General features: G+C 58.4%; 9 protein-coding genes. 2 read left to right on the plus strand and 7 right to left on the minus strand.

Features of this window, described 5'->3' with window-relative positions:
* Positions 1-55: 55 nt before the first annotated feature.
* Positions 56-3,820: a hypothetical protein gene (locus tag FHS27_RS15600; RefSeq protein WP_184305846.1), complete on the plus strand. Its 3,765-nt coding sequence runs from the start codon at positions 56-58 to the stop codon at positions 3,818-3,820.
* A 69-nt stretch (positions 3,821-3,889) separates the two neighbouring features.
* Here the strand turns inward: FHS27_RS15600 and FHS27_RS15605 are convergent, their stop codons facing one another.
* From FHS27_RS15605 to FHS27_RS15625, 5 genes are all read right to left on the minus strand, one after another.
* Positions 3,890-5,350: an MATE family efflux transporter gene (locus FHS27_RS15605; protein ID WP_184305847.1), complete on the minus strand. Its 1,461-nt coding sequence runs from the start codon at positions 5,348-5,350 to the stop codon at positions 3,890-3,892.
* Between the two features lie 5 nt (positions 5,351-5,355).
* Positions 5,356-5,799 (minus strand): transcription antitermination factor NusB, encoded by a 444-nt coding sequence (nusB, locus tag FHS27_RS15610; protein ID WP_173405327.1) that lies wholly within the window; start codon positions 5,797-5,799, stop codon positions 5,356-5,358.
* A 165-nt stretch (positions 5,800-5,964) separates the two neighbouring features.
* Positions 5,965-6,375 carry a 6-carboxytetrahydropterin synthase QueD gene (gene queD, locus FHS27_RS15615; RefSeq protein WP_044253920.1) on the minus strand — a complete coding sequence of 137 codons (411 nt, stop codon included), beginning with the start codon at positions 6,373-6,375 and terminating at the stop codon, positions 5,965-5,967.
* Positions 6,376-6,597: 222 nt separating this feature from the next.
* On the minus strand, positions 6,598-7,401 hold the full coding sequence (locus FHS27_RS15620) for a hypothetical protein (RefSeq protein WP_184305848.1): 804 nt from the start codon (positions 7,399-7,401) through the stop codon (positions 6,598-6,600).
* A gap of 138 nt (positions 7,402-7,539) precedes the next feature.
* Entirely contained in the window at positions 7,540-10,902 is a 3,363-nt protein-coding gene (locus tag FHS27_RS15625; RefSeq protein WP_184305849.1) for a hypothetical protein, read from the minus strand.
* 322 nt (positions 10,903-11,224) lie between these two features.
* On the opposite strand from FHS27_RS15625, the gene FHS27_RS15630 reads away from it, so the two are divergent.
* On the plus strand, positions 11,225-12,214 hold the full coding sequence (locus FHS27_RS15630; RefSeq protein ID WP_184305850.1) for a lysophospholipid acyltransferase family protein: 990 nt from the start codon (positions 11,225-11,227) through the stop codon (positions 12,212-12,214).
* On the opposite strand, the gene holA is transcribed toward FHS27_RS15630, so the two are convergent.
* Together holA and FHS27_RS15640 are read right to left on the minus strand one after the other, a co-directional pair.
* Positions 12,197-13,246 carry a DNA polymerase III subunit delta gene (gene holA, locus FHS27_RS15635; protein WP_184305851.1) on the minus strand — a complete coding sequence of 350 codons (1,050 nt, stop codon included), beginning with the start codon at positions 13,244-13,246 and terminating at the stop codon, positions 12,197-12,199. The genes FHS27_RS15630 and holA overlap by 18 nt on opposite strands.
* A 5-nt stretch (positions 13,247-13,251) precedes the next feature.
* Positions 13,252-15,336 (minus strand): hypothetical protein, encoded by a 2,085-nt coding sequence (locus FHS27_RS15640; RefSeq protein ID WP_184305852.1) that lies wholly within the window; start codon positions 15,334-15,336, stop codon positions 13,252-13,254.
* Positions 15,337-15,358: the final 22 nt, after the last annotated feature.

Here is a 15,358-nt window from a genome sequence, read left to right on the forward strand (position 1 = left end):
TGCGCACCGTTTCGCCTGAAGGCAGGCGTAATTTCTCAAGGATGAGATCTCTCCGTTGACGTCGTCGGTCCCCGATACGCAATCCGCTCGCCCACGCCGCAGCCGTCTTCAATCGATGGCGGTGTTGGTGATGGTATGCCTGGCGATTGTGTTCGTGGCGCGAACGATTGGCCCGCAGACTTTGGGCGAACAGGCCCGCCGAATGTTCGAGCGACAACTCGCCGAGCACTACACGCAGTGGGATGTGTCGATCGGGCGGGGAGTCTATCTGCCGGGTGTCGGATTTCAGTTTGAACGGATCGCGTTTGCGCCGTTGTCGGACGAACGCCCGCGGACGTCTCAGCAGTCGATCACCGGTGCGATCCTCTTGGGGTGGAATCGTTCCCCGGTCGTTGTGCTCGATAGCATGACGGTGATCGCGGATATCGACGCGAAGAAGCTGCTCGATAAACGCAGCCCCATGACGACGCGGCAGGTCGTCATCGAGGGAGTCCACGCGGACATGCGATTGGAATCCGACGGTACGGTTTCGTTGAAGGGATTGTTGCCGTTGCCCAAGCTCGGCCCGGTCTGCCCTCGGATCGATCTACGCGATGTCATCTTGAATGTTGCGGTAGAGGAGAAACTGAGCAACGACGGATCGGCGGTGCGGGCGGGCGGTGTCGACGATGTGGTTGGAATGAGCGAACCGGAACGTCCGATACAGTTCCGGTGGTCAGAAATTGTGATCGAGAACTTGAGTGAGGTCGCTGCGGTCCGAGACGGCGAGCGGAAGTTCACAATCCAAGGCGACAGCGATTTGTGTGGGCGCTGCGAGGTGAACGTGTCGCAGGTTTTGCGGGACGAGGAGGTCATCCGTACGGTTGCGTCGGCGAACGTCGCGTCGCTGCGGTTGAACAATTCGGTCGTCGACCGTTTTCGAACTTGGTTGCCGAAGGGGCCACCGGCCGGGGCGCAATTCGACGTGCTCGGTGACCTCAGCATCACGTTTGAAATGGGCGATGCCGGCGCGAGTCAGGTGCCAGCGGCAACGCAGAGCGTGTATGCCGCACCGGCAAGCCATCCGACCAATGGCGTGAATGCAATCCCGGGTGTGAATCGGGTGCCGAGTGTCAATGCAGTGAAAAACGGCGGGTTGTCGGGCGCGGGTTTGACGGGGGCTGCGAATCGTGGTGGGAACACGGGGACGTTCGATTACGTGATTGACTATGTCGTTCGCAATGGTCGGTATACGGACAGGCGGTTGCCGTCGCCGATCGAGGATTGCTCAGGGCGAGTTAAGATCACACCGACGAAGATCGAGTTGTTTCCGATGCAGGCGACATTGGGGCAGGCATTGGTGCGTGCCCAGGGAACGGCGGAGATGCAGGTGGCACTGAATGCACCGGAGCCGATTCGGTCCGCATCGGTTTACACCGCGAATTACTCAACACCCATCGGCCTGCCGGACGATGCGTTGACGATTCCGATTTGTGATTCGAGCTTGGTCGCTCGTTTGTGGAATTGTGATATCACCGTCTCGGCTGAGAATCTTTATCTGAACGAGGGTTTTCGTCCGTTGATGCCGGAGAAGACGGCACTGTTGTTCGATCGCTTTCAACCTTCGGGTCAGATCGACTTTGTGACGCGGTGGTTTAACCCTCAACCTCTCGCCAAGAAACCGTGGTCGGTCGAGGCGAATGTGAACTGCGAGGGTGTCGGTGTTCAGTTCGATAAGTTTCCGTATCCGGTTGAGAGTTTGACCGGGTTGATTCGGATATCGAACGGACGAGTGGACTCGCGTCGGTTGACGGGCAATGCGGGCGGACGACCGATTCATTGTGAATTCAATGTGCCGATGAAGCTGCGGCCCGATGATCGTGTGTCGCCCGCGAAGTCGGTCGTCATCCGTTCCGACGGAGCGATCCCGATTGATAGTGCGTTGGTGTCGGCGCTGACACCTCGCGAATCGTCCGTGGCGGGTGATGGAACGACCGGGAGTGCTTCGACGGGTGAATCGAAATTGGAGTCGTTCATCCGTTCGCTGCATCCTCGCGGCGCGATTGAACTCGCGTCGGCATCGATTCAAACCGATGCGGCTGGAGTGACGAGTCGGCAGTTTGATTTGCGAGTGATCGGCGGGACGCTTCGCTACGACCAATTTGCCTACCCGCTGTACAACGTGGCCGGGCGGGTTCAGGTCAAAGACGACCTCGTGCGAATGATTGGTTTTACGGCTAACAACGCGGGCGCGGCGAAGATCGCGTGCGACGGTTTGTATCAGATGTCGTCTGATCCGATGGCGACGGAATTGAACATGCGATTCCGTGTTGCGGACATTGCGATGGATCACTCGTTGAGGGTTTCGTTGCCGGAGTCGTCGCGTAATATCTGGGAGGCGTTGTCGCCGGCGGGGACGCTCGATCAGCTCGATGTGCAGATTCAGCGAACGGGGACGCGGCCGATCGTTCTTTCGCTTAATGCGGCGCATCAAAGTGAGTTGCGTGCGAAGCCAAACATTTTGAGTATTCGGCCGAAGGCGGTTCCGTACCGACTCGATATCGTGAGCGGTAGCGTTGATTACAGCGATGGGCAGGTGAAAATCACGAATTTGCGTGGCCGGCACGACGCGTCACGATTGATCGCCGACGGGGTTTGTCGGCCGGATTCGACGGGACGGTGGTTGTTAACGTTGGATCTGCATAGCGGGTGTCGGTTGATTCCCGATGAGGAGTTGATCGCTGCGTTGCCGGAGCAAATGAGTTGGGCGATGCGAGGGTTGGACCTGCGTGGGCCGCTGGGATTGCGGGGCGTGACGAATATTTTGCTGCCGGAATCTGAGTTAGATTCACCCGCGATTGACTGGGATCTCGCCCTGCAGTTGGAAGGCAATCGGATCGCGGACGTCGGTCCGGTCCATTCGCTTCGCGGTGAGATCATGATTCGCGGGGTCAAGGATGGTGAGCTGTTGCGGGCCGGTGGTGATCTCGCAATTGATTCGTTGCACGCGTATGGGTTTCAGGTGACGTCACTGCGAGGGCCGTTTTCGATTCTCGGGGATGAGTTGCGATTGGGGACGTTTTCCACTGGACTCGATCCGATCACGGGTGTGCCTCTGATTGGTACAGCGGAGTCTCGGCTCGGTGGCGCGGTCAACCCCGACAAGTCGGGACGGCAGGCTCCTATCGTTGGCCGGATGTTTGAAGGTCAGCTCAACGTTAGTGGGATCGTGGCGTTGTCGACGGGAGATTTTGACGTCGGCGCGTCGATGGAGAATGGGCAGCTCGCGACAATCCTGGCCGAGATGGGGCAGACGCGTTCGGGGATCACTGGACGGTTCGATATGAACTCACGGCTCGACGGACGGCTCGGCGACTCCGATTTGCTGAAGGGATCGGGAACCGCGAGGGTCAGTGGCGCGAACATGTATGAGTTACCTCTGTTAGTGCAAGTGTTGAATTTGTTGCGGATCACACCGACCGAAGACGTTGCGTTCACCGACGGCGAGACCGAGTTTGCGATCTTTGGTGAGGACATCAATTTTAATCGTCTGTCGATGTGGGGCGATCTGGTCGCGCTCGATGGCAGTGGCACGCTGTCTCGGCTCGAGCATCTGGACCTTTCGTTTAATACGAAAGTGAGCCCTCAGAACTTGTTCAGCAAAGTGATCAGCCCTTTGCGGGATAATAGCTATACGTTTTGGACGATTGAGGTCGATGGGCCTTTGTCGGCACCGACGATCCAGCGGCATGCACTCGGCGGCGTTAGTCAGACGCTGGAGTCGTGGTTCCCTGGAATGGTGCGATCGACGACTGCGGACACGTCAGCAGTAAATCGGTAAGCCGCTAGAGTGTTTCATGAAATCGTGAGCGGGCATGTCAGGGTAAGAAATGCTCGCGTCGTTCGCCGCTCAGACCATTCGCATGCGTTTCCATGAGCCTTGCAGGTAGCGGGCGGACATGGCGGCGGCGAGTGAAATCACCCAACCCGTTAGGATCATCCACCACCATCGCAGCGTTCCGGAGACGGAATCTGACATCGTGGTTGGGGTGGTTGCAGTGGTCGGGGTTGCTAAATCGTCGGTGCCCCACAACGCGGGTTCCCATGTCGGTTCGAACACGATGCCGATCGTTAACGCGACAACCGAGACACTGAGTCCCGCGATGAGAACGAACCAAGTGTCGCCGGCGCCGCGAAGTGCACCGGCGAGGATGAGTTGGGTCGCGTCCAGCAGTACGTAGATCGCGACGAAGCCGAGCAATCCTTCAGCGGTTTTGAGTGCGAGTGCGGCGTCACCGGGGATCGTGGATTCGGATTGGTTCAAGGCGTAGAGCGAGATCAGCGTTTCGGCTCCGAACCAGTACGCGAGTGCCCACGCGGCGGAGTAGGCCCACGCGATCGTTAGTGCGGCGCGTACGCACCGGATGGCTGGTTCGTGTCCGCTGCGTACGAGATGTTGTCCGACCAAGACGGACGCGGCAATCGACATACCGACCAACGGGATGAATGCGATCATGTTGAAATTGATCGCCATCGTGGTCGCTTGCAAGGGAACGTCGCCGAGTCGTCCGATCATCAAGACGATGACGGAGAACGCGCCCGCTTCGGTGACGTACATCAGTCCGGCGGGGAATCCGAAGTAGGCGAGTCGCCACATCATTCGGCGATCGAAGCAGAGTCCGCGAATGATGCCGTAGGAGTTTCGGAACTGCGGTTTCAAAAGGATCGCGGCATAGCAGACGGCTTTGAACCAGAACGAAATGACGCTCGCGATCCCCGCGCCGGCGATCCCTAGTTCCAAAACGACATCCCCGTCGCCTCCCCACCAACCGGGATCGATACCGAAGATGAGCAGGTAGTCGAGCAACAAGTTCAGTACACCGGAGACGACGCTGACGATCGCTATCGTTCGGGTGCGATGCGTGCCGCTGAAGAAACCCGAGAGCGCTGTTTGAAGGACTTCGCCGGCACCGCCCCACATCAATATTTGGAAGTACACCGTTTGCAACGGGATCAACGTGGGGGCTTGGTCAGTCCACTTGAACAGTGGTTCGGCGAAGTATGCCAGGGTGAGAAAGAGCGGCATTGTCGCCAACGAGAACCATACCGATTGCCAGAGCATGCGGCCGATCCGGTTGGGACGGCCCGCACCGACGTACTGGCTCGCGATCGCGCCGGTCATCGACGCGATTCCGACGAATATGCAGATGCTGACCCAGAACAGGTTTCCGGCCGCCATCGCGGCGCCCATTTCGGCCGGTTCGTGTTGAAACAGCAGCGTGCGGTCGGCAAAGAGTACGAGCGAGAACATGCCCGTGCTGATCATCAACGGGACCGCGATGCGGAGCACCTCGGCGTAAGCGGATCGCATGGGGGCTATTCCGAGGCGACGGTGCTTTTTTCCGCAGCGGATTTCTTGAAGAGGCGATCGAGAACGCCGTTAATGAACCGGGGGCTGTTCTCGCCGCCGTACCGACGTGCGAGCGTCAACGCTTCGGAAATCGCGACTTGGCCAGGCGTTTGCGAATACAGGATTTCGTACGCGCCGAGACGGAGGACGTTTCGGTCGGTGACTGGCATCCGGCTGAGAGCCCAGTTGGTCGACAGCCGTTTCAGTTCGCGATCAATCTCGTCGCGATGGGACAACGTTCCTTCGAGCAGTTCGGTGGCGAAGGTTGTGAGCAGATTGCGGCCCTGCAATCGTGACCGAATGAAACGGCGCGTTGCAGCCGGGTCGCGCCAATCGTTTAGATCGGCTTCGTAGAGAAGTTGGAGGACAATTTCGCGTGCTCGTCGTCGTGTAGCCATGCGTGATAACATGCCCCACGAAGATAGAGGATGTCAACGGGACGAATTCGAGGTGCGTGGCGAAGCCGGAAATGTCCGTGTTGCCCGGTGAAATTGATGAGGACATCCGTCCAGTTGGGGGAAGTGGCAATTGGCTGGTGCCTGGTATTCCTTTTCGGGGCGATTGGGGGCGGGTTTTTAGAGCGTGACTTCGGCGTAGGTTTCTTCGCTTTCCCACAGTCTGATTTTGAACGCGCTGGCGCCGGTTTCGCCGAGGATTTTTGGGCAGACAACGTGTAGGAAATGCTTGGCCATGTTTTCCGCTGTCGGGTTGCTGTCGAGTTCGTAGATGCGGTGCGGTTCGGAGCTGCGGATCGCATCGAGACCGTTTTGGTCTTTCTCCCATAACACAAAAGTGTGATCCCAGTTCTCGTCAATCCACGTCTTGCATCTCGTTTTGAGTTGCTTGAAATCGAGAATGCGGCCGATCGCGTCCTGTTCTTGGCCGGTCACGTAGACTTCGAGCACGTAGTTGTGGCCATGAAGATTTTGGCACTTTCCTTCATGGCCCACCAAGCGGTGGCCGGCGCAGAAAGTGAAACGGCGCATGATTGAAATCGACACAGATGTGGCTCTCGGATCGAAGCAGTCGGAGGAGGGTGAGGACGTTCGCGATCATTCGAATCGCAGATCATTGATACGTTGCATCAATGATAGCGGTGTTCCGAAATCTCGCACTCCCCAGGGTAGCGGCGCGGTGCCGTATGGGAAGTCATCAACGCGGGGGCTCGACGCAAGTAAACCGGTGGCGGCATTGCGAGTCGAGGTGGGCTACCGGGTTTTTGCCACGGTGCTGTCGTGTTCGCGGCGGCGTTCGGCGTGGCGATAGGATACGAACCGATGCACGGGGCCACGCGGTTGGTATTCGTCGGAGGCTTCTGAACCGACCCGGCCTGCCATCTGCAATTGGCCGGCGATCAAGTTGACCGATTCAATGACGAGAGGTTTGATGACGAAGCGTGGGTCTTCCTGGGGAATTTCGACCAGGGCGATGGGGCCCGTTTCGGTGAAGTCCCAGCGGATGTCGAGATCGCCCATCGCGGCCTCTTTGCTGATCTTGCGAACGAAGGGTTCGAGTGGCAGCGGCAGTGCACCCGCCTTGAGGTCGGATAACGCGATCGCGAGCAGGTTGGGTTCCTCGGTCATCTCGACGCTCAGCCGGCAGGACACGACCGTGTCCCAACGTTTCGAGGTGTAGCGAGCGGCCGCAAAAAGTTGGCCGTTCTCGAGTGCGATTGCGGGATCGGAGACGCCGTGGGCGAACAAGCGTCCGAATCGCTCGGGGAGTTCGCTCTGCAACCAAGCGTTGATTTCTTCTTCGGAAAAGGACGTTTTCCAGAACCGTCCCTGTTGAGTTTGACGCCGGACTTCTTCGACGTCGTGTTCGAGTTGGTTCCTGGCGATCTCCGCGATTGGGCCCGATTGGTTTCGGGCTCGGCTGTAGAATTCGGGGACCTGTCGAGATTGTGAAACCGCCCACCAACTGGCACCGGAAAAGAGAAGTACGCAAACGGAGACGATCCCCAAAGTGATACGTACCCACCGATTCGTGAATGCATTTTTGAAGCGGCTCATCAGATCTCCACTGAAGGATGACGGCAGATTGAGGCGAGGCGCTGGAGTTTCACCAAGCCGGGTAATATTGGAAGCGGTATTTGCGCTCAAAACAACCGAAAGTCGTGCCGTGGCGGAGTCGAATCTTCTGAAATTTGGTTAGAAGCGCAGGGGTGTCGGCAACCACCTGCGGATCCTTCCAGCGAGCGTTTCGGACGGTTCTGATTCAGCTTTTGTATGTTTGGATGATTGGTTGGGTTCGGCTTTTACGCGTGCATCATTGCCTGTGGTTCGGGGCGCATCGGCAGATTCGGGAAGTGGGGAGTCGGAACGGGTGGCGGGGGCGGCGGGCGTCGAACGTGGAGCGAGTGAGTCGATCGCCGTTGTGGGAGCCGCTCCGTCGCGCCAGATCGGCGTCGGTAGGGTGCCCACGTCGAACGGGAATCGGCTACGTGACGACGTGCGATTTGCGGAGTCTTGTTCGTTTTCGGTGAGCATCGATACGGTCGTGTGCTCAGCGATTCGCAGCAGGTCGTTGGCCCAGTAATTCTTCAGCAGCAGTGCGGCGGGTTTGAGGTCAGAGTGTTGGAGGCCCTGCACGGCGAGATACGCGAGGCTCTGCAGTTCAGATCGCTCGGCGGTGCTCGCGAAGTAATCGGTCACGACGACGTCGTCAATCCAAACGGCGGAGGTCGAAAAATTGTCGATCGTGACACGAAGGTTTTGGTCTTTTTGCGGGTCAACGTCTAACCATTCCAGGACGAGACGTCCGACTCTCCACTTGCCGTCATTGGCGAATTTGATCGTTTTGCTGCGACGGATCGGTTGTCCGTCTCGTTCGCCTTCGATCGCGACGCGAATTTCGGCGGGTTCGTTCGTAGACGACTTGTTGCTGGCTTTTGTCATGTCGGTTTCGCTCGGTGCTTCGCCGCGGATCGACATCGAGATTCCGATTCGGCCTGCGATGGGGCGATTCACTTCGCGGCTGATCATCCACGACGCGGCACCGGATTCGTCTTTGCCGCACATCCGGATTGCGTTGGCGCCTTCGCTGTAAATCAAGGAATCGACGATCACCGCGTTGGCCGGGTGATGGGCGTGCATCCATCCAGGGATCCCGATCTCGTGAGGTTGTTCAAATCCGCCGTTTGTGATCAGGTTGCGGCAGGTCGGTTGCGAACTCGATTGCGTTGCCGTCATGGTGCGATCGCCCAGTCGGTCGACGGCCGTCGAGACGCTCGACGCGGTTTGTCCGCGTGGTGGCGTGCTGTTGTCGGATGGTGTGATCACGCGGGTGACGTTCCATCGGTCGGACGACCAGAGTGCGCTCGCCCAGCTCGATGAGCCCGCGTCATTTGCGGTGGCGGACTGAGGCGCCGAGACGCCTCGTGTTGCGGAGTGGTGATTGGAGGCAACCATTGTGTGCGCCGGAGAGGTGGCGACGGATGTCATTCCCGCGAGTTCGCCGAGGAGGCCGAGGTTTTCGACGATCGTGGTGACTTGGCGTGTCAACGTTGTGACTCGCGAGCGGGCGTCTTCGATTTCGACGGCGTATTGGATCGTGGGTGAGATCTGGCCTGAGCAGCAGCACACGCTCGTCGCCGATGCCGGGATGACGATTGAGGTGACGGTCGATTGCACGGTGGGCTGAATCAATCGCACCGATTCGATCGGTGGAGGCGGGGTCGTTGACCATTTGGCGAGTTCTGCGATCGGAAGCGTGACTCGCATTGGCCATGGGGCTTGGTTGATGCAGACAATCGCGGTGTTGCCGTCGATATTCGCGTGGCGAACGTGAACGAGTGAGTTGACGGATTGTCGATCGTCGCGGAGGGAAGAGTTCGTCAACCAGCGTGAGTCGTCGGCCCAACAGGTTTGCCACAGTTGGATGGCTCCTCGGACCGAACCGGACTCAGGAATTGCTTCGCCGTTGAGGAGCGTTTCGTCGATGAGGAGACCGTGTCGGCAGATGCGTTTGAGCGAATTGGATTGCGTGTGCCGGATCGCCCAACGGGACCAATCTTGGAGCCATGTGTTTGCGGCGAACGCGTCGTCACGCTGCATGAGGGGCAATTGGATTTGGGGGCTGGCGGCGCTGGTGGATGCCGGATTTGCGATTTGCTTATCGCCGGCGAGTTCGGTCACGCATCCGTCGCATCCAAACCAGAGCATTTCAGCGTCGGAGGCGGCGTGCATCATCGGCGGAAAGTGGCCACGGATGGTTTGTGGTGAAGGGCGGAGGAAACTCGCGACGCTGAGCCGAGGTGATGCAGCCGCGGGGCCGGTGCGACGTGTGATTCGGACGAGGGCGACATTGGCGTTCTCTTCGCGTGTCGCATCGACGGGTGAGTCGCCTTCGACTACGGAGGACGGTTCGCTCGATCGCGGATCGTTTGTCAGCGTAGTGGTTTGCCAAAGCTCGAGTCCGAGGCGGTTCGCTTTTGCTTGAACGCAGCGAGTCAGCAGTTCTCGGCGTTCTTTTTCGTCAGCCGAAGCGGTTGGGGAGGCTTCGTCGAACACGATCCCGTCGGCTGCGGAGGCCACGATCGTATCGAGTCTTTGTTCGATCGAATTCATGATGCTGGCCCAGCGCTGTGATGGCGTTGAACCGGTGGGAGCGGCACCCGAGAGGACCCAGGAAAACCGTGATGTCACGGTTGTTCCCGCATTGGAAGCGTCGGATTCTGGGTCGATTTCGGGGAAGCCCGACCAACGGACGAGGCATTTGCGTGGTGTCGTTGTTCCGTCAGGCGGTGATGATTCCTGGTCGGTCGAAGACGCGAGTTCCGTCGAGGTGGTGGTCTCTGATGGCAGGACGATGAGGGGCCAGGTTTCCGGTGTCCGTATCGATGCGGTCGTGTCGCCGCGGTCTTTCAGAAGGTTGCGGTCGAGGTGCAGCAGTCCTCGCCACCGCGACGTTGGCGGGGTGTGAGTGTCGAGGCGTAATTCGTAGACGCCCTCGGGCAATGTATCGGCCAGGTGAAATTCCCATCGGCCGACGGATTGATCCGTGTTCGCGGGTTCGGGGGCGATCGCGTTCGGTGAATCGGGTTCCGTTTGATCGGCGCGAACTAGCGTCGCCCGTTCGGTAAGGCGGCGATCGGCGACGGAGGTAACGACAATGCTGCATCCGGACCAATGGTCATCGGGCAGGGGGCTGCCGTCGTCATGGCGGCATTCGATGATGCCGTGAACGGGGGCGTTGGCCAATGCAATCGCGGGCCGTCCGGGCATATCGTCTCGGCCAAACGCGGATGATTCGGCGGTGGTTTGAAGGACGGCCGATAAAACGAGGTTGGACGCTTCGGGGGCGGTGACGGCAGGGTTGATTGACCCGTCGACGGGCGTCGCGGCGGTGTTGATGGCCGCATCGAAACGCGGGGTTTTTTGGGCCGTTGCCGCGATCGGAACGCTCACCAAGCTCACGAGGACGAGAGTCCCGGTGGCGAACGCGATGCTGAAAAACCGGCGAATCACGAGGTTAGGGAGGAGTAGATCGATCACAGTGACAACGTCGCTCACGCTCGAATAGGTTCATGGGAGTGACTGGAGTAAGCCAGCTCGAACGTAGTCAGATATTCACGTTGGTCACAAGTCCGTTTTTTGTTTCGCGTTGTCAAACGTTGCGAAATGCGGTGTTAATCCACCTCTTGCGGCAAATCGAATGCGATCACGGGCAGCGAAAACCGATCCCGAAATTGTCGCAGGAAATGCCGCGATTTCGCCGAAGCTCGTCTCTTGAAACGCTTTCGGCATTGGGGCGGGCAATCGATCTGGTCACGGGGACGCGAAGGTTGTCAGAATGCTGCTCACGTCGAGGTATTGTTCATTCGCCAGGAAACCCATGACACTCAAAAGGCTGACGACACCGGTGGTTGATGCGGTTGCGTATATTGCCGTTCGCGGGATCGTCTGCGTGATCCAAATCTTGCCGCTCGATATGGGCGATCATTTGTGCCGAGGGTTGGCCATGTTGCTGTCCGGGCCGCTGCCGGTGCGTGGTCGGACGATTTCAGACACTCTTGAGAAGATTTATCCGACCGTCGACGCCGAAGATGCGAGGCGATTGACGTTGTCGATGTGGCACCACCTGATGTTGATGGTTTGCGAAATCGCGTGGGCTCAGCGACGACTGCATCGGTCGAACTGGACCGAGCACGTCAGTTTCCGTGGCAATCGGGAAATGCTTTCCGCGAGTCTGTCGCCACGGCCATCGGTATTGGTGAGCGGGCACTATGGAAATTTTGAGATCGGCAGTTACACGCTCGGGCTCATGGGAATGAAGACGCTCGCGATCGCGCGGAATCTCGACAACGTTTATTTGCACCGATGGGTTGAGCGATTCCGTGGAGCGAAAGGTCAGCGTCTCGTCGATAAGAACGGGTGTGCGCCGATTGTGGACAAGTTCATGCAGGAAGGCGGCACGTTGTCGTTATTGGCTGACCAGCACGCTGGAGACAAGGGGTTGTGGGTCGATTTCTGCGGGGTGCCGGCATCGTGCCACAAGGCGCTCGCGCTGTTCTCGCTGGCGAACGTCGCGCCGATGTTGGCGGTTTACACTCGCCGGGTCGATGGACGACCGATGCAGTTCGAATCAGCCATGATGGAGATGGTCGACCCCGCCAAAGTCGACGCGAACGGTCGAACAGCGCCAGAGTGTGAGTCCGTCGAATCACTGACGCGTTGGTACAACCTGCAGTTGGAACGCACCATTGATTTGGCACCCGAGCAGTATTGGTGGTTGCACCGCCGGTGGCGAACGCCGTCTCCGCGAGTTGCCAAACGATTGGCGAAGAAACGCGAGGCTGCGACTCAATTACGTGCTGCGGGCTAGCCGAAGGACGAGTTGTTCGAGCATGAACCGGTCTCGACCGTCGGCGCTGTGGGTGCCTTTGAGGCGAAGGTCGGCATCGAGCAACCACCCGAGCAGTTGCTTGGCTCGAGGTCGACCCATTGTTTGCAACTGCTTTTTCGCAGACTGGATTTCCGCGGGTCGGCGAATGCCGGCAAGACCGAGGACGTCCTCGAATTGCCAAGGACGACCGCAACGCTCGCGGTGTTCGATGATGGTCGTTGCCATGCCAAGGCGACGCAGCGACCACGAGATTTGCGGCAGTAATGCGATTGCCTTTTGCCCGCCGGTGAAAAGTTTGTCGAGTTGCCGTAATGCTTCGGCGGCATCTCCGCCCGCAATCGCGTCCGTGATTTGCCAGACCGTTTTGCCCTGCCATCCGGCGACAACGTCTCGCACGAGTGGTTCTTCGATCTTGCCGCCGACGTCGACGTAGAGCGCGAGTTTCGCGATCTCGGTGTCGAGCATACCGATTTCTTCGCCTAGGATTTCGATCAGCGCGTCGGCGGCGCCGGCAGCCAATTTGACTTTGTGCCGCGAGGCGACGTATCCGGTCAAGAATTTTCGACGCGTTGCCGCGGTCACGCCTTGTTTGGTGTCGGTGGCGTTGCCGCACGCGACGAGGAGGTGGTTCTTGTCGGCCGCTTTGTAGAGTCGCGTGTTGCTCGCGAGAGATTCGAGTTCGAGCACGAAGCGGGTGCTGTCACCTGGTGCGGCGACGTATTTTTCGAGTTCGGTACGGTTCCCGGAAACGAATTTATCGGCGGAGCGAACCGCGAGGGTGCGTTTGTCACCGGCATCGAAATCGAACAGCGATGCGGTCGCCAAGTCATCTTTGAGGTCCGACCAGCGTGTCGTTTCCCCGTCGAACTGAGTCCAGTCGCCATCGCCAATCAGCGTTTCCATCGCCCAACGTCGCAGCGTCGCGTCGTTGCCATAGATGATTGCGAGCGAATCCCCGGCGGTCGTTGGCGTCGTGCCAGCGACATATTCAAAAGCGTGTTGTTTCGGCATCCTGGTTAGATACCACGTTCCTTCGCGAACGAATAGATGCGGTACTTCTCTTGGTCCTGCACTTCGTCTTGGACCTTCAGGCCGCCGTACTCATCGAAGATCAGCATCATCCCCGGTTCGGTCAGTTCTTCATCTTCGAAAATGGCGAGCGGGGCGCCGCCCTCGAGGTCGATGACGGTCGATGTCGAAAGTACTTCGGCGTCCTCGACCTTTTTGATCTGCATGTTCAGCGGATCGATGATGTCGGCGGTGCCCTTGAAACTGAGCGAGGAACCTTCGGTTCGTTTGTTCAACCAGAGTGGCATCGGGGCGGCGTAAGTCGCGTTGTGTGCAAAGTTCAACACATCGACTAGCGGTGGTGACTTGTAGTAGTCGATCTTTTTACCCGCGACGTTGAACGTGCGGGGGCGTGTCGGTTCGACGGGACCGGCGTAAAGGTTGCTCAGGGTTGGAAGTTCGGCGGGCGGGCTCGCTTCGCTCCATGGGCTCCATCGTTGGAAGTCACGTTTCTTCGTTTCTTCCGCCTTGAGCATCAGACCTTGCACGCGTGCGTAAACATCGGCACCGAGTGTGGCACTCTTGGGTTGTTGCAGAGGGTTGGCGGGGAAGTTCGGGTCTTGGACCGCATAGCGAATCCGGTAAACGTACGATTGACCGGGCATAGGGCTGAGTTTGTCATTGCGGCGGGCGAAGTCATAGAACCGCATCAGTTTGTACTCAACCGGGTTTTCGTCGAGGGTTTGCATGCCCGCTGCGACACCCATTCCCATGCCCATGCTCATACCCATGTCCATATCCATGTCCATCATGGAATAGTCATATCCCATGTCGCCGCCCATTCCGCCCATCGCGCCGGTGGCGTTCGGATCGGCGAGTTCCATTTCGTCAGGGTTGATTTCGACGACCTGTTGCGATTCCTCGTACAGTTTTTGGTCTTCGATCTGTTGCCGTGTTTCCATCGGAATCAGCGGATGGAGCGCGAACTTGGAATAGTCACTCAGAAGGACCGGCGGGATGTAGCCGGTCACGTTCAGATCGCGGTAGTCGATTGGCACTAATTCAGGTGCATAGCCCGCCCAAACAAATGCGGCCCGCTTGAGGTCACTTTCGCGTGATCCGATAAGCACCCAATCTTCTTCGACCAGTTGATCGACCGTTTTCTTCGTGACATTGGCTCGCTGAATTTCGTAGTTGAAGTAAAACGGTTGGTCACGTTGCGGGAGGAACCCGTCGGCGTCGAACAGAGCGGCTTTGTAGGATTCAGCGATTTCTTTGTGTGGGATGACGGCGGTGCCTGCAATGAACCAGGCGCTTTGTGGAATCGGCTGCTTCGTTTCGGTGCCCGGTACACCACTGCTGGTGGTGGTGCTGTTGGCACGGTATCCGAAGTTGTATTCGGGGGCGAGCGTTCGGATGGGGCCGGTCATGCCCGATCCCATCATGCCTGGATCCATCATCCCGGGGCCCATCATTCCCGAACCCATCATGCTTGGGTCCATCATTCCCGATCCCATCATGCCTGGGTCCATCATGCCTGGGTCCATCATCTCCATTTCCATTCCCATCATGTCGTCCATGCCCATCATGCCACGACGGCCACGCGGTTTCTTGGGTTTGGGTTTCTTCTTTTGCTCGACCATTTCCAATTTCTCGGCTGGTTCGAGTTCTTTCACGCGGTAGTTGCCGTTACCCAGGACGGCATATGATTCGATGTGAGAACTCGTCAACAGCGCACGAGGTGCGAGCAACGTGGGATCCTGGCGACGCGTCGATTCACTCAGCGGGATTGGGATCCAGGTTTTGTCAGGGTTGAAGGACTCGTACGCCACGTATTCGTTCTTTTTAGCCAGCTCGGCATCAATGTCAAAAGTCGGCTCGCGGGGCGGAATGATCGCCTCGGTGTGGTCATCGTCGATGCTCGCGCGAACCTGTTTCGCTTCGTTGGCGAGTTTGTCCGGGTCTTGTTCCTTGGTCATGTCGGGCATGCTCAGTCCGCCATAGACCATCCACGCCGATGCCAGCATCACCAAGCCCACGACCATTTTTTCGGCGTGATGAATGAAGAAGTCTTTGATTTTATCAGCGTCCATGGGATTCTCCGTCGGAGAGACT

It is taken from the genome of Aporhodopirellula rubra (assembly GCF_014192335.1).
Lineage (GTDB): Bacteria > Planctomycetota > Planctomycetia > Pirellulales > Pirellulaceae > Rhodopirellula > Rhodopirellula rubra.